This window comes from Methanomethylovorans hollandica DSM 15978 (assembly GCF_000328665.1).
Lineage (GTDB): Archaea > Halobacteriota > Methanosarcinia > Methanosarcinales > Methanosarcinaceae > Methanomethylovorans > Methanomethylovorans hollandica.
Window position 1 is genome coordinate 979,831 of the sequence record NC_019977.1, and the last position, 16,420, is coordinate 996,250.

Genomic DNA, 16,420 nt, shown 5'->3' on the forward strand with positions numbered 1-16,420 from the left:
TTTAATGGCAATAGATGAAGTATTAGCTGATCTGAAACAAAAAATAGACGAGAAATTGCCGAAAGGTACCACTATTTCTAGCGTAGAGTTCGAGGGTCCTCAGCTTGTAATGTACACTGAGAACCCGTGGAGTTTTGCGGACAATGGCAATATAGTACGGAACCTCGCAAAAACATTAAGAACACGTATTGTTGTCCGTCCTGACCCAAAGGTTTTGGTGCCACCGGAAGAGTCTGTTAATAAAATCGTTGAGACAGTACCTGTAGATTCGGCCATAGCCAACTATCATTTCGATCCTGATGTGGGAGAAGTTATAATAGAGGCAGAAAAACCCGGGCTTGTGATCGGAAAACACGGTGAGACACTTAGAGAGATCACTAAAAAGATCGGGTGGACCCCTAAAGTCGTACGTGCCCCGCCCATATCCTCACGGACGGTAAAGAACATCCGTGAATTCATGAAAACAAACCACAAAGAAAGGAAAGAAATACTTAAGACCGTAGGGCGTAAGATACACAGAGAATGCACTTCCAAAGATCAATGGGTCCGTGTAACTTCACTGGGTGGCTGCAAAGAAGTCGGAAGAAGCTGCTTCTTGCTTTCCACACCAGAATCATGTGTAATGATAGATTGCGGTGTTAACGTTGGTTCTGAAGAACATATGACTCCTTATCTCTATGTTCCGGAGGTTTCACCCTTTAGCAAGCTTGATGCAGTGGTCATCACCCACGCTCATCTGGATCATCAGGGTTTATTGCCACTTTTGTACAGGTACGGGTTTGAAGGACCTGTTTATTGCACACCTCCTACAAGAGACTTAATGGCCTTATTACAACTTGATTATATAGATGTAGCTTCCAAGGAAGGTGGCAGACCTCCATATTCTTCGGCTGATGTGCGTGAAGTGCTTAAGCACTCCATTGTCCTGGATTATGAAGAGGTGACCGATATTGCACCTGATATTAAGCTTACGTTCCATAATGCAGGGCATATCCTTGGCTCAGCTATTTCTCATTTTCATATAGGCGATGGTCTGCACAATGTGGTCTTTACAGGTGATTTCAAATATGAGAAGACCAGGCTTTTTGATCCGGCCGTCAACAAGTTCCCCCGTGTGGAAAGCGTGGTCATGGAATCCACCTATGGAGGCGTGAACGCGCTCCAGCCATCCCTGCAGGATGCAGAAGGCCACATGCAACAGGTTATTAAGAATACTCTCCAGAACAAGGGAATAGTACTGATACCTGCCTTTGCAGTCGGAAGGAGCCAGGAGGTTATGATCGTTCTGGAAGATGCCATACGCAAAGGACTGATAGACAATGTGCCTGTGTATCTTGATGGTATGATATGGGAAGCCACGGCCATACATGCTACATATCCTGAATATCTTAACAACGATCTGAGAAAACTTATTTTCCAGAAAGGAGAAAATCCATTCCTTTCAGAATGCTTCAGACCTGTAGATTCCAATGAACTCCGGCAGGAGATCATATCCAAACGTGAGCCGTGTGTGATCCTGGCCACATCAGGAATGATGAACGCAGGACCTGTGATGGAATATTTCAAAGCCTTTGCTGAAGATGAAAGGAACACGCTTGTGTTTGTAGGCTACCAGGCGGACGGTACACTGGGACGCAGGATCCAGAAAGGCTGGAAAGAGATACCTCTGAAAACCGGGAAGGGAACAGAGATGATACACATGAATATGAATGTGGAGATCATCGATGGTTTTTCAGGTCATTCTGACCGCAGGCAGCTCATGGAATATATACGCAAGATGAAACCCAGGCCTGAGCGTGTATTTACAGAACATGGAGATGAAAGGTCATGTATCGATCTCGCAACATCCATCCATAAAAAGAACAAGATGGAAACAAGAGCTCTCACGAACCTCGAAACCATTCGTCTTGTTTAATAGTTTCATAGAAGTCTGTATAAATATGTTATCAGTTCGGCATGGTTCGTAAATACCATGTCGGCATCTATTAACTTTTCTTCTGGAAGATAGGTAGGGACTGCCACACAGTAGATACCAGCTTTTTTTGCGGACTGTATTCCCAGGGGGGCATTCTCTATCACCATACATGCTGCCGGTTTCAGCCCAAGCTTACCGGCTGCTGTGAGGTAAGGCTCAGGATCAGGCTTTCCACGGGTAACATCTTCTCCTGAAACTATCACCTCGAAGATACCTGGATAGAATTTGTCCATGAGGGAGTTGACTATAGTCCTGTCCGCTCCCGACGCAACAGCAAGCTTATACTTCCCTTTGAGCGCCTGCAGGCATGTCGGCATATCCTTGAAGGGTTCTGCCCTGTTGTTCTGCAAGAAATATTCTCTTTTCTTTTTGAGAAACGCTTCGTAATCCGATGAACTGGGTTCCATGCCTGCCTTATGAAAAATGATATCCACTACACCCTTATGATTGGAGCCTTCTATTTCATATATGTCCATATTTGTTATATGAATGCCCACTTCTCCGAATGCCTTTACCCAGGCATCGGCATGGTAGGGCATGGAATCCATAAGCACCCCATCAACATCAAAAACCAGACCTTTCAACATGCATCTTCATCTCTGGGTATCGGATAAATATTTGTGCATGGGGATGTACGTATATAAAATTCCATATGGGTTTAAATTGGGGATACTATGGGTCAAAAAGTGGAAGAACTAAGTGTCTGTCCCGATTGCGGCTATGAGCGAGGATTTCATCTTTTTTCAGGAGATTTTCTGATAACAGGGTGCAGACAGGCATAATATGACCTTCATGCGGGCAGAGCTATGATATTGGCTGGATAACTTCCAATCTAGAAGAACTGAAACAATGAAAGGTGAAACCTGCGATATTGATCATTGATTTTGCTTTTTGTCAGGTATTTTGTCCAGTTCTTTTTTTATTTCCGATGCCTGTTTCATGTATTTGGCGGACATTAAACTGTGAACCTCTGCATCTATGATCTTTTCCTTCAGGTCCGAATCAATTGCTGAAAGGACTTTCTGTATTGCAGCGTATCTGTATTCCAGTTTCTGGATATCTGTATCCTTATGCGCATCTTTGTTCTTTCTATTCAGATAGATGGCGCCGCCAAGAACCAGAAGACCAGTAATGAAAAACAAATAAGACAAGTATGTGGTATCATTTGATGTCTTTGCCTTTGTTGTGGACACTGTGATCTCATTGAAGGACGGATGGGTGAATAAGAAACTTGTGATATTACCCTCGCGCCTGGAATTCGAAGATAGTGGCATCCCGTTCCCGTCAACTATCACCGGATCAAAACCCTGCTTTGTTTTCACGTTCAACACAAGAGAGTGGACCGAAGACGGCTGATATCCTGGCAGTGTGAGCATTTTAGTGAACTGGCCATTAGAACTTTCAGGTAAAAGATATACAAGACCGTACAACTGCGGCAACCCGGACGGAGAAGTACTGTTCTCAATGAAATAGAGGATATCTCCTGTTCTGTTATAGGCTATATCCATTGCAGATGTTGCATCAGACATATCCTGTTTTTGAAAAAGCATCACTGTAGAATCTGCTGGAACTGAGAGGCCTATCATAGTAACATTTGCATTATCGGGCAGAAGTGTCCATGTTTCCTGAACAAGGATCCCATCCACATAGCTCATGTCCATATCAATGATGTATTGCTGAAAATACATGTCAGAAAAACCTGTATCATTCCCGGTTGTCAGAGCAGTTGTGTTACCTGCTGCAACCGTATGGAGCAACATAAAAAGGCAGGTGATCATGAAGAGCGAGCGCTTCAGGCGTATGAACATCTGATGATCCTGTTTTCTGTGCGATAAATGAAGATTCATGGACTGATCCCTTTTAGTGCATTCATGTGTGCCAATTGTTATATGTTTTTGCTTTTAGCAGCGTGGTCCTGGATCATAATGTAATCATCCTGTGTTCTTTTGGAGAACCGTATAAATGGCTCCGACAAACACATATTTATATATCAATTTGTAAAGTATAGATCTAGTAAAGTTGTCTATGAGGATGATAGATGCCGGAAGATGGTGGTAAATAGGTAGCCTTTGGTCTGAGATCTGTCTGACATCAGTAAACTCTCACAGCAACTGTCGAGCACCTTCTTAAAGATGGTCTGACTGAAAATTTCGCATGCTACAAGGTGTCATGTTGGGCATCATGACGATATACAGAAGGATAAGTGATAGGTAAGCTGTCCTGCACCATAGTATGTTGGCTTACCTCTATCTTTAAATATAAACACATAAGTATAAAAGTAAGTAATGGTATATAGTATCGCTATAGTGTAATGACGCAATTCCATAGATTAGGAATTCGTGTGAAAATGCATATTACAGCTATGTGTTCATTCACATGTTCATTACAGAAGTGTACTCAGTAATCCAGCGAGGGGATGAACGTGCAGTCCATAGTACAGGAAGCATTAAAACACACAGAAAAGGATAGAGAACATCGAAAAACAGTAGCAGTGGATGATCAACTCGAAGGCTTCGGAATGCCGCGTATCACGATCGTAGGTTGTGGTGGCGCAGGCAATAACACCGTAAACAGGCTCTACAACATTGGTATAGAAGGTGCCGAGACCATTGCCATCAATACTGACAAACAGCATCTGGACAATATCAGGGCTGACAAGAAGATCCTTGTAGGTAAGACACTTACCCGTGGGCTTGGTGCCGGAGGCTATCCCGAAGTGGGTGCAAAGGCAGCAGAACTGGCTCGCAGCACCCTTGAAGATATATTCAAGGAAACAGATCTTGTGTTCATTACTGCAGGTATGGGTGGAGGTACAGGTACTGGTGTCGCACCCGTTGTGGCCGATATAGCCAAACAACAGGGAGCTATAGTAGTGGGTATGGTCTCCAGTCCGTTTAGGGTTGAAAGGGCAAGGACCGTCAAGGCAGAGGAAGGTCTTGAGGACCTGCGTAAAGCCGCAGATACCGTAATAGTACTTGACAATAACAGATTGCTGGAATATGTGCCAAATCTACCCATCGAGCAGGCTTTCTCAGTAATGGACCAGCTTATTGCGGAAACGGTAAAAGGTATCACTGAAACAATCACACAGCCATCTCTCATTAATCTGGACTACGCAGACATAAGGGCTATTATGGGTTGTGGCGGTGTTGCTGTCATGCTTGTGGGAGAGAGCAAGAATCAGGACAAGAGTAATGATGTAGTGCGCACAGCATTGAACCATCCCTTACTGGATGTGGACTACAGGGGAGCAACCGGTAGCCTTGTACATATTACAGGCGGTCCGGACCTTAGTCTTAAAGAAGCGGAAGAAATTGCTTCATCCCTTACTTATGAACTTTCACCCAGTGCCAATGTAATATGGGGTGCGAGGATAAGGGATGACTACGAGGGTAAAGTGCGTGTTATGGCCATCATGACAGGTGTCCAGTCTGCACAGGTGCTTGGTCCTAAGAATTCAGCAGGTGCAATGCCCCTGTCAGTAAAAGGCAATTCATCTGTGTATAGCAGAACACGTCAACCAGTTGTTGAGTCTCTTGGTCAGAGAAGGCAAAGCGGGTCAATAATCGATATAATAGGCTGAACTTAGAAAACTCAGGTTACTTTAATGTACCTGTTCCTTTTTTTATAGCAGATATTCTTTTTAACTATCTGTACAATTAGTGTTACATGAATGTCCTGATTGCTACGGGAAAACTTGCAGAAGGTACTGTAAGGAAAGCTGTAGGTTCAAAAGCACATATTATGGTACTGGATATAGACATAGCGGCATTTATCACTCCACGTCGCCTTATAGAAGCTTTGAAAAAAGGATCCGCCCAAAAACACTACGACATTATCTTTGTTCCTGGCCTTGTATCAGGGAATTTCTCAAAAGCTGTTGAGGAGCTTGGAAGTAAAATATACCTCGGTCCGAAACATGCTTATGATTTAGGGTATGTTCTGGATTTTGTAGGAAAGATAGAGTTTTCCACCAATATCCCTGCCTGTGAACTGCTGGCAGATGTCAGAAAAAAATTGGCCATGGAGAAAGTGGAACAGCTAGAAGCTTCCTGTGAACCTTTGATGTGTATAAGAGATGTAAAGCTTGGTGGGGGCAGCCGTATGAAGGTACTGGCCGAGATCGTGGATGCGACTGGTATGGAGACCACTGCCCTTGAAAAGAAAATAATGGCCTTTACTAACTATGGTGCAGACATGATCGACCTGGGCGCATCTCTCAATGCTACACCCGATGATGTGGAACGCACTATCCGTGTTGCCAGAAAAGTGACAACTTTGCCCATCAGTATCGATACGCTTGACCCTGCTCTTCTCAGGCGTGCAATAGAAACAGGTGTTGACCTGGTATTAAGTCTCAACAACAGTAATCTAAATGAGATCGGTCCTCTTGCAGCATCTGCAGAAGTTACTGTTGTGGTCATACCCGATAGTTGCGAAGAACTGGGTAGCCTTGTAAAAAATATCGAAAAGGCAAAAGAACTGGGCATTCGGAAGATCATTGCAGACCCTGTGCTTGATCCCATTGGCCACGGCATAGCCGGTTCCATTGTGCGCTATTATGAATTCCAAAGATATTTACCTGAAATTCCTGTTTTCTTCGGAGCGGGGAACGTAACTGAACTTCTGGATGTTGATTCCCATGGAGTGAATGCGACCCTTTGTGGCATAGCAGCAGATCTTGGTGCCAGTATACTTTTTACCCCGGAGTATAGTAATAAGACCCAGGGATCGATAAGAGAATTAAAGATTGCATCCCAGATGATGATACTTGCCATGGAAAGGCAGAGTTCTCCAAAGGACCTGGGCATAGACCTTATAGTAGTTAAGGAAAAAAGGCGACGAACAGATTCAGATATGCCTTTGAAGTTCACGACGGCTAAAGAGAACAGGATGTGGAAGATCGATCCTGCCGGCAGTGTGGGGATAGGCATAATACCTCATGAGGAAAGAAGGGGTGAAGGTTTGATAGTTGCCAAACATACCACTTCCACAATAGTGGGTACCAATGCAAAAGCAGTTTTTGATACGCTTGTGGACCTGCAGCTAGTATCTACTTTAGAACATGCCGGCTATCTCGGGCGGGAGCTTAAAAAAGCGGAAATTGCCTTAAGGTTTAATAGAAGTTATGCACAGGATGATGAGTTCTAGGTGTTATTATGATACTTCAGCAAGAAGATAAAGATGCCATAGTAGCCATAGTAGCTGCACGTCATTTCTCAGAGCAGAAATGGAAATGGATCAATCTGAAAAAAGATCTACAAAAGGTTCTGAAAGCTTTTGAGGAAATAAAGGAGCAGTATGATAAATATCCATATATGAGCAAGGACTGGTATGTAGAGAATTCCGCTACCAAAAGTACACATATGTGTGATACCTGGGAAGAGCTTCTTCTTCTGGTGGAGTTCCTGAGGGATTATGCCCAGTACTTCGATTTCATGGTCAGGTATGAAGGTGGAAGAAAAATGTTCTCCATTGCCAGCCATGATGGGGAACTCACACATGAGCAGGAGAATGCGATCACTGTCGCAAGGAGGCTCAGATGCAATGTTATCGTATTCTCCGTAGAAGTACCGGATTCCATTGAGTTCAATCTGATCCAGATTGGAGGAGGAATATAACTTAAAGTGTATCGAGATGCCATTAGTGACTTAGGATCCTAACCAACTTTTTATATAGTATTGAAGAATATTAGCCCCAGCCAGTCTCATTTATACATGAGCTGTGAATACAGCTTACAAATATGATACTCATACGTGATATATAATATATAAATCAGAATCAAAGACAAATAGAGGAGTTACATAATGGATGTTCTATACTACCTGGCACCTCTTGCCGGTCTTGTCAGTCTGATATTCGCTGGCTTCTTTGCAAGAAGTGTTCTTAAAGAAGGCACTGGATCAAAGGAGATGCAGGCAATATCAGCTGCCATACAGGAAGGTGCAATGGCTTATCTGAATCGTCAGTACAAAACAATAGCCGTCGTGGCAATCATTCTGGCAGTCCTTATATACGCACTGCTGCCTGATGGAGATAAGATCGCCATCGGTTTCCTGGTGGGTGCCATCAGTTCTGCTATTGCAGGGTACATAGGAATGAACGTGTCTGTAAGGGCAAATGTAAGGACAGCGCATGCTGCTTCCAGTGGTCTGCAAAAAGCAATGCATGTGGCATTCCGTGGTGGAGCGGTCACCGGTCTTGCTGTGGTCGGACTTGCCTTGCTTGGTACCAGTGGATTCTACATACTTTACGGTGATGTAGACCTTGTAGTAGGTTTCGGTTTCGGTGCCAGTCTTATCAGCCTGTTCGCCAGGGTTGGCGGTGGTATATTCACAAAGGCCGCAGACGTAGGTGCAGACCTCGTGGGTAAGATCGAAGCAGGTATCCCTGAAGATGACCCGCGTAATGCTGCTGTTATTGCTGACAATGTAGGAGACAATGTAGGTGACTGTGCTGGCATGGGTGCAGACCTCTTCGAGACATATGTTGTCACTGTGCTGGCTTCAATGCTGCTCGGTTCAATTATAATTGACAAATACCCCAATGCTATCCTGTATCCCCTGTTGCTGGGAGCATCAGCAATTATCGCTTCCGTCATATCGGTCTTCTTCGTAAAGATCGGCTCAGATGGTAAAATAATGAAAGCTTTGTACAAGGGTGTTGCAGGCTCTGCTATCATCAGTCTTGTATTCTTCTATTTCATCACCGATTCACTGATGAATGATATGAGGATATATCTTGCTGCTGTAGTGGGTATAGTGATCATGGTCCTCATGGTGGTTATCACCGAATATTACACTTCTACGAAATTCCGTCCTGTGAAGATAATTGCCGAGGCTTCCAAGACCGGTGCAGGAACTAACGTTATCTCTGGCCTTGCCATTGGTTTTGAGAGTACTGCTCTGCCTGTGATAACAATCGTCCTCGGTATACTTGCTTCTTACTTTGTTGTGGGAGGCATGGCAGATCCTGAAGTAGGGTTATATGGCATAGCCGTTGCAGCTGCAGCAATGCTCTCCACAACTGGTATGATCGTTGCGCTTGACTCCTATGGCCCCATCACCGATAATGCAGGTGGTATCGCTGAAATGGCAGGTATGCCTTCAAGCGTGCGTAAGGTCACAGATGCCCTGGATGCAGTAGGTAACACCACAAAGGCTGTTACAAAAGGTTATGCGATCGGTTCTGCGGCTTTGGGCGCCCTGGCTTTGTTCGCAGATTATAAACACAAGGTTTCACCTGTTGGCGCTTCCCTCAACCTGAGCCTGGATCAGCCAGTGGTGCTCGTAGGTCTCTTCATTGGCGGACTGTTACCTTTCCTTTTCACAGCTGTCACCATGCAGGCTGTGGGTAAGGCAGCTATCAAGATCGTTGATGAAGTACGCCGTCAGTTCAGGGAGATCCCCGGTATCATGGAAGGGACAGCAAAACCGGAATACGGGAAATGTGTAGATATTGTGACCGCTGCAGCCATCCGTGAAATGGCCATCCCCGGTTTCCTTGCAATTGTAGTCCCTCTTGCAGTAGGCCTTTTACTTGGTCCATCTGCCCTTGGCGGACTGCTTATAGGTCTTATTGTTGCAGGTTTGCTGCTTGCACTTACAATGGATAACGGCGGAGGAGCCTGGGACAATGCCAAGAAGTACATAGAGGATGGAAACTATGGTGGAAAAGGTTCAGATGCACACAAGGCTGCAATAGTAGGTGACACCGTAGGTGATCCTTTCAAAGACACATCCGGTCCTGCCCTCAATGCTCTGATCAAGGTGGTAAACATGATCGCCATCCTGTTCTCAACTCTTTTCATTGGCAAAGGACTGCTGTAATGGATCAAAAAAGAGTGAGGCTACGTGGCCTCACTCTTTTTTAAGTTTTTAGAAACACTTTTTATATTAATATGCATTAGGTAGTTACAGGAGCAGAAGCATGCATGAAGATTTGGGCACCTTACTAAACAAGGGATATAGGACATGGAACAGGAACATGATAATAGCAGTTCCTTTTATTTTAGATATGATGGCAACAATCATTTTTTCCTTGTTCGCTGTGACCATTTTCCTAATGATCTTTGTAGTGCCTGAAATAGCATCTTCCACTATAGCCGGTGATGTACCCCCTGAAGTATACTTGGAAATACTTGGTTCACTTTTAAAAGAAAATCTCCTGCTGTTAGTAGCAGGTGCTTTGTTCCTCTTGATATTGTTCTTATTTATAGGATCATTTTTTGAAGCAGGAGCTATCGGCATGTGCCGTCTTGCACTGCTTAGCGGAGATACGTCCGTGGGACAAATGTGGGCATCTGCACGCCACCATGTTTTGAACCTGATGTTTGCTAAAATACTGGTAGCGCTTATTATTATGGCAGGCGTGGTGTTTCTGGTACCGGGCATACTGATTGCAGGCGACCTTGGATCATTGGGGTCCGATCCAACTTCCACAGGAAGTATACTGCTGGCAGTTGGTATGTTAGTCTGGTTCCTCTATGCTCTGGTTGCCGGAATATTGCTGTTCTTCGTAGAATATGCTTTGGTAGTAGATGACCTGGACCCCATCTCAGCACTTGAGAAGAGTTTAGAGTTCTTTAAAGACAACAAAGCTGGTGTGATCTCGATCATCGGAATAATAGTTGCCATTTCCCTGGGACTTGAAATATTCGGAAGTGCTATCAGTTCAGTGGAAGCCCTGTCAGATGTATGGAGCCTGGTGTATCTTTTCCTTTCTGTGATTGTAATAAGACCACTTACAACTACCTGGATAGCACGGATGTATATGGACCGTACGGGGAAGGAACTGTATTCGTTTGATATATACAACTTTGAATAAAGGTAGTTACTGTTTTCCAAGTAACTTACATGCCTGGCAGAGTTCACTACTGCATGCCTGTCCGCATAAACGGCAACTAGCAAGTTTTGCAATGGGTATCTCCCTGGAAAGGACATTTGCTATCTTATCAAAACCGCTCAGCAGAGAATATTTTGTCCCCGGATGTTTATCCTCAAAATCATCCAGCATTTCCCTCACTTCATTCCTCATGGCCTCATGTGCATAAGGGCAGGCACCGGTACTAAGCGGCAGACCGTTAAGATAAGCATACATGGCAACCTCTTTTTCAGGAATGTAACGCAAGGGTTTTATCCTGAGCACCAGCCCTTCCAGCTCACAGGGGGGAACAAGACGTACCATACGTGCCACATCGCCTTTGAGATGGTTCATCATTATTGTCTGTGCCTCATCGTCAAGATTGTGACCTATAGCAAGTTTGGTGGCACCTAATTCCAGTGCCTTGCGGTTCAGAATAGATTTACGCAGAACACCGCAATAACTGCATGTCCCTTTTTCACGTTCCAAGGAAGCTATTTCATCCATTGTCCGTTCATATTGTTCCCTGAAAGAGAGAATGATATGTTCCACACCAAGCCGGCTGGTAAGTCCTTTAGCCTGTTCCAGAGTATTGTGCCGATATCCGGCAATACCTTCGTCCACTGAAAGAGCAATGAGTCTGATATCCGGACGTGCTCCCAGGATCTTATGGAGCATATAGAGCATTACACTACTATCCTTGCCCCCGCTGACAGCCACGGCTATGGTCTCGTTCTTTCTCACAGAGTAATGCTTACGGATCGTGAGCTTGATCTTCCTTTCCACATCTTCCATGAAATGCTTCTTGCACAGATGCATACCGGAATATCTCTGGTATATAATGGAATCATGCTTACATTTATCGCATTTGATACTCATAGGTCAATTCCCGCATCAAAAAAGGCATCTTACTATTTATTTTTGTGGTGAACAGATGATCTTGCTTACTTGCCAGATGCCTGCAGTTATAAGTAACTGGAAAAGTTTATAATATATAAACTATTTTAATGTATATTTTGACTGTTTTAAATATAGGGAAGATGAAACAATGCCTGTACTAACTGAAAATTTATCTGTGCTTCTTTTACTGCTGTCTGTATTTGCAGGTTGCCTGATGGGTGTAGTGTCAGGACTCATACCTGGGTTGCACAGCAACAATATTGCCCTGTTATTGGTATCGGTGTCACCTGTGCTCATTGAAAACGGCATACCAGCTGTATATATCATCTGCATGATCCTGGCAAACTGTATCACTCACACCTTTCATGACATAATACCTGCCATCTATCTGGGAGTGCCTAACTCTGATATGGCACTGGCAGTCCTCCCGGGACACCAGTTATTGCTCGATGGCAGAGGACCTGAAGCGATACGCCTGTCTGCTTTGGGAAGCGCAGGTTCTGTCATTGTATCCATTATCCTGCTTTTGCCTTTTGGTTTCCTGTTGTCCACAATATACCCTCTTATACAGGACTACATAGGCTGGATCCTCCTCTTTATAGCATTAATTATGATCATAACTGAAAAAGGTGAACACATACCAGGCCAGGGATCCTTTACTCGTTACAGACCCATCTCTTATGCATTCTTGGTGTTCATGCTGAGTGGCCTGCTGGGCATCTTTGCATTCGGAAAAGAGAACATGGCAAGTTCACTCTTTGGATCGGACAGTCCATCGATACTGCTGCCTCTGTTAAGCGGTCTTTTTGGAGCTTCACAGTTAGTAGTAAGTCTGACAACCGGTTCAGTTATTCCACCCCAGCATACTTCGCTTATCACACTGCCTGCCAACAGGACAATAAAAGCGATTACCACCGGAAGCCTTGCAGGTTCTTTTGTAGCCTGGTTGCCTGGAGTATCATCTTCTGTCGCTACATTGCTGGCAGAACTGGTTGGAAGGATCGGGAATAAAAAAGATCATGACAAATATAATATGACAGATGACCCTCTGAACGAAGCACGAGAGTTCATTATTTCAGTGTCTGGTGTCAACACAGCCAATGCTGTTTTTGGTCTTTTTGTTTTTTTCTTTATTGGAAGGGCCCGTAACGGGGCCATAGTTGCGATGTCATCGTTCTTAGAACCATCAGCAATTAGCACACCCATTATCCTTATTCTGTTGTGTGTTGTCATCCTTGCATCGATCTTTTCGTATTATTCCACTATCAGAATAGGAAATACAGTCCACCTGTTCATGGAAAAAATTGACTATAGAAAACTGAGCATCACTGTGCTGACAGGTCTATCAGTTATGGTGATTGTATTCACTGGCGTCTTCGGTGTCATAATATTCCTCATGGCCACATCCATAGGGCTGCTGCCGTCTTTCATGAACGTGAGAAAGAGTAATGCTATGGGTGTGATCTTACTGCCGGTTATTCTGTATTTCCTGTAAATGCAGATTATTGTTGGAAGCCATTGATCATCTGCATCATATTATCCTTGATATGTTCCACAGCATCTACCCATTTGCCTCCCACATCAATGGGTGCAACGCCTTCGAGATCTGCCCGGACAAGATCTTCATCATAGGGTATCTCACCAAGTACAGGTATCCCAAGAGCCTCAAGCTGAGGTGTGAGGTTCACAGACTTCCCTTTGTTGATGACCGCTGCCAGATGTTTGACCTCTATGCCCTCTGAGAGATGCTTTATCCTTTCAGCGGTTTCCAGGGAACGCTTGCCGGGCTCAACAACGATGATCATCAGGTCTATACCCTTTGTAGTCCCTCTGCCCAGGTGTTCGATACCCGCCTCCATATCAAGTATCACTGCACTTTTATCCTTCAGTACAACATGCCTGAGAAATGCCTTAAGGAAAGAGGATGCAGGACACATGCAGCCGCTACCCCCGCTATCAATGGTACCCATCACAAGCATTTTTACATTATCAGGGCCCACGACCCCGAAACTGTCTACGATATCGTCAACTTTTGGGTTTAATTTGAACAATCCTCCTTTTTCCCCTGCACGCTCTTCGATCATATCCTGATAGTCGGTAAGAGGATTCGGAGGATTGTTTATGCCGATGGATGAAGCGAGGTTCATATCTGCATCAGCATCTATGGCTACTACATCAAAACCATCCCTTGCAAGCATCCGCGCAAGAGTACCCGAAAGCGTGGTCTTACCTACACCACCTTTACCTGTGACAGCAATTTTCACCATGCATTGAACAGGGTTATAATATAAATTATACCTTCCGGTATCCTGTTATTATATGGTCTGTAAGTTATATTAATGCCGTCATATGTGTATCATTTATGTATCATTTATGTACATCATTCATAGTCGTAATATCAATAGTTGCTGAGGTAGAGAATGGATAAAAGATTCCGGCAGATAAAAAAAATAATGCTCCAGGTCCTGTTCCTGAACCTTATGGTTTCCTTCGCCAAGATCATCTATGGCATATTAACCAATACCCTCAGTATGCAGTCCGACGGTTACCATTCCCTGTTCGATGGTATATCTAATATAGTGGGTCTGATAGGCATACAGGCAGCTTCCAAGCCTCCTGATGCAGAGCATCCCTATGGGCATCGCAAGTTCGAAACAATGGCATCTGTCTTTATCGCTGTGTTGCTGATGTTTGCAGGCTTTAATATATTGAACTCAGCTTTCCACAGATTTGGAAGTGGGGCTATACCTGAAGTGACCACATTTAGTTTTCTGGTCATGATCGGTACGATGGTAATTAACTACATGGTAACTACCTATGAACACCGCAATGGAGTGAAATTACAAAGCGAAGTGCTGATAGCCGATTCAATGCATACCAAAAGCGATATCTATGTATCCCTTTCTGTTATTCTGGGACTCATTGCCATTAAGGCAGGTTTACCTGTACTTGATCCGATCATAGCAATCATAATTTCAGGGATCATCGTCTATACAGGCATAAGGATAATTATGAAAAGCTCTTCCGTTCTGTGTGATACATCGCAGCTCAATGCTGAAGAAATACATAACTTAGTATGTGCAGTGGATGGAGTTATAGGTTGCAACAATATCAGGAGCAGGGGGACTGTAGGTCACATATACATCGACCTGCATGTGGAAGTGCATCCCACAATGCCTACCCTCAGGTCCCATGACATTGCGGATACTGTGGAATATGAACTGAAACAGCATTTTGAAGGCGTCCAGGATGTTGTCATCCATATAGAACCTGCTCCACTTGAGCCTGCTTCATGACCTGAAAATGCGGGATAAACTATAAGATAAGTAAGGATGATTTACTAACGATGTCTGGCAACACTTTCGGAACTGTTTTTAAAGTTACCACCTGGGGTGAATCACATGGCAATGCCCTGGGAGTAGTGGTGGATGGAACTCCTGCAGGTCTGCTTCTTGATGCCTCCGTTATACAGAAGGAATTGGACAGGCGCAGACCCGGGCAAAGCAGTGCATCTACTTCACGTAACGAAGCTGATACTGTTGAAATATTATCAGGTGTGTTTGAGGGAAAGACCACTGGTATGCCAATTTCCATGATGGTCCGCAACAAGGATGCAAACTCAAATGCTTATGATTATCTGCGGACTATCCCAAGACCCGGGCATGCAGATATGTTGTACAGGGAAAAATATGGTACCCGGGACCACAGAGGCGGAGGCAGATCATCCGGCAGGGAGACCCTTGGCAGGGTGGCTGCAGGAGCCATTGCAAAGCATTTGCTTTCCTGCTACGGCATCACAGTTGTTGCACACGTGATCGAGCTGGATGGCATTATTGCTTCAGAGATGTCTTTTTCCGAAGTGATGGATAATGTAGAAAAGACACCAGTACGTTGCGCTGATCTTAAGGCAGCTCAAAGGATGATGCAAGCAATAGAAGATGCATGCAAAGAAGGAGATAGCCTTGGAGGCATCGTAGAGGTCATTGCCACAGGGGTTCCCAGAGGTCTCGGAGAGCCTGTATTCGATAAACTGGATGCCGATATCGCAAAGGCACTGATGAGCATTGGTGCAGTAAAAGGGCTGGAGATAGGTGCAGGTTTTGCAAGTGCACGCATGAAAGGGAGCCAGATGAACGATCCGTTCATAGTAAAAGACGGTCAGATCACATGTCCGACCAACAATGCAGGCGGCATAATTGGCGGTATATCTACGGGACTACCTATCATATGCAGGGTTGCAGTGAAACCTACACCATCCATTTCAAAGAAGCAGAGAACAGTGAATATGGAAACTGGTCAGGAGTGTGAAGTGCAGGTCCATGGGAGGCATGATCCTACCATACCTCCCCGCCTTGTGCCTGTAGCTGAGGCCATGGTTGCGATAGTGCTTGCAGATCACATGTTACGAAGCGGTTTTATTTCCCCCTCATCTATTTGATACGAGACACAACATCTGCTGAAAACCATGTAAATAGTTTTTCCTTCACATGGCATAAAAGGGGATTCCACAGTTGATACTTACTGTATCCTTCTGCACACTTATCCGCTACAAACTTAGGGGTACCTAAAAATAATTAGAAGTACGTGTTTCCAGATCTAGCATATAGATTTTCGATGAGTTGTATATAATACCGTTTTTATCAATGGACCCAGTGTTATAGACAGATCAACGCTAAATTATAG

At 44.4% G+C, this 16,420-nt stretch carries 13 protein-coding genes; 9 read left to right on the forward strand and 4 right to left on the reverse strand.

Annotated features, from left to right (window positions below):
• Positions 1-4 precede the first annotated feature (4 nt).
• On the forward strand, positions 5-1,915 hold the full coding sequence (locus METHO_RS04770) for a beta-CASP ribonuclease aCPSF1 (protein WP_015324398.1): 1,911 nt from the start codon (positions 5-7) through the stop codon (positions 1,913-1,915).
• Between the two features lie 5 nt (positions 1,916-1,920).
• Here METHO_RS04770 and METHO_RS04775 read toward each other — a convergent pair whose 3' ends face one another.
• Entirely contained in the window at positions 1,921-2,562 is a 642-nt protein-coding gene (locus METHO_RS04775; protein WP_015324399.1) for an HAD family hydrolase, read from the reverse strand.
• Positions 2,563-2,850: 288 nt separating this feature from the next.
• Positions 2,851-3,822 (reverse strand): hypothetical protein, encoded by a 972-nt coding sequence (locus METHO_RS04780; RefSeq protein ID WP_156811035.1) that lies wholly within the window; start codon positions 3,820-3,822, stop codon positions 2,851-2,853.
• A gap of 575 nt (positions 3,823-4,397) precedes the next feature.
• Here METHO_RS04780 and ftsZ point away from each other — a divergent pair.
• The 5 genes from ftsZ (at position 4,398) to METHO_RS04805 (ending at position 10,801) form a co-directional block, all read left to right on the forward strand.
• The gene (gene ftsZ, locus METHO_RS04785) at positions 4,398-5,558 is read left to right on the forward strand and encodes a cell division protein FtsZ (RefSeq protein WP_015324401.1); all 1,161 of its coding nucleotides are present in this window, start codon (positions 4,398-4,400) and stop codon (positions 5,556-5,558) included.
• Positions 5,559-5,644: 86 nt separating this feature from the next.
• Complete coding sequence (locus METHO_RS04790; RefSeq protein ID WP_015324402.1) at positions 5,645-7,126, forward strand: dihydropteroate synthase-like protein; 1,482 nt, start codon at positions 5,645-5,647, stop codon at positions 7,124-7,126.
• A gap of 8 nt (positions 7,127-7,134) precedes the next feature.
• Complete coding sequence (locus METHO_RS04795; protein ID WP_015324403.1) at positions 7,135-7,596, forward strand: hypothetical protein; 462 nt, start codon at positions 7,135-7,137, stop codon at positions 7,594-7,596.
• A gap of 186 nt (positions 7,597-7,782) precedes the next feature.
• Positions 7,783-9,804 (forward strand): sodium-translocating pyrophosphatase, encoded by a 2,022-nt coding sequence (locus tag METHO_RS04800; RefSeq protein ID WP_015324404.1) that lies wholly within the window; start codon positions 7,783-7,785, stop codon positions 9,802-9,804.
• Between the two features lie 100 nt (positions 9,805-9,904).
• Positions 9,905-10,801 carry a DUF7847 domain-containing protein gene (locus METHO_RS04805; protein ID WP_015324405.1) on the forward strand — a complete coding sequence of 299 codons (897 nt, stop codon included), beginning with the start codon at positions 9,905-9,907 and terminating at the stop codon, positions 10,799-10,801.
• A 6-nt stretch (positions 10,802-10,807) separates the two neighbouring features.
• Here the strand turns inward: METHO_RS04805 and METHO_RS04810 are convergent, their stop codons facing one another.
• A complete protein-coding gene (locus METHO_RS04810; RefSeq protein WP_015324406.1) occupies positions 10,808-11,716 on the reverse strand; it encodes a TIGR00269 family protein in 909 nt (302 codons plus the stop codon).
• Positions 11,717-11,885: 169 nt separating this feature from the next.
• On the opposite strand from METHO_RS04810, the gene METHO_RS04815 reads away from it, so the two are divergent.
• The gene (locus METHO_RS04815) at positions 11,886-13,232 is read left to right on the forward strand and encodes a tripartite tricarboxylate transporter permease (RefSeq protein ID WP_015324407.1); all 1,347 of its coding nucleotides are present in this window, start codon (positions 11,886-11,888) and stop codon (positions 13,230-13,232) included.
• Positions 13,233-13,239: 7 nt separating this feature from the next.
• On the opposite strand, the gene METHO_RS04820 is transcribed toward METHO_RS04815, so the two are convergent.
• Positions 13,240-14,004 carry an ATP-binding protein gene (locus METHO_RS04820; RefSeq protein WP_015324408.1) on the reverse strand — a complete coding sequence of 255 codons (765 nt, stop codon included), beginning with the start codon at positions 14,002-14,004 and terminating at the stop codon, positions 13,240-13,242.
• Positions 14,005-14,157: 153 nt separating this feature from the next.
• Between METHO_RS04820 and METHO_RS04825 the strand changes: the two genes are divergently transcribed.
• Entirely contained in the window at positions 14,158-15,033 is an 876-nt protein-coding gene (locus tag METHO_RS04825; protein WP_015324409.1) for a cation diffusion facilitator family transporter, read from the forward strand.
• A gap of 50 nt (positions 15,034-15,083) precedes the next feature.
• The gene (aroC, locus tag METHO_RS04830; RefSeq protein ID WP_015324410.1) at positions 15,084-16,175 is read left to right on the forward strand and encodes a chorismate synthase; all 1,092 of its coding nucleotides are present in this window, start codon (positions 15,084-15,086) and stop codon (positions 16,173-16,175) included.
• The last annotated feature ends 245 nt before the right edge of the window (positions 16,176-16,420 follow it).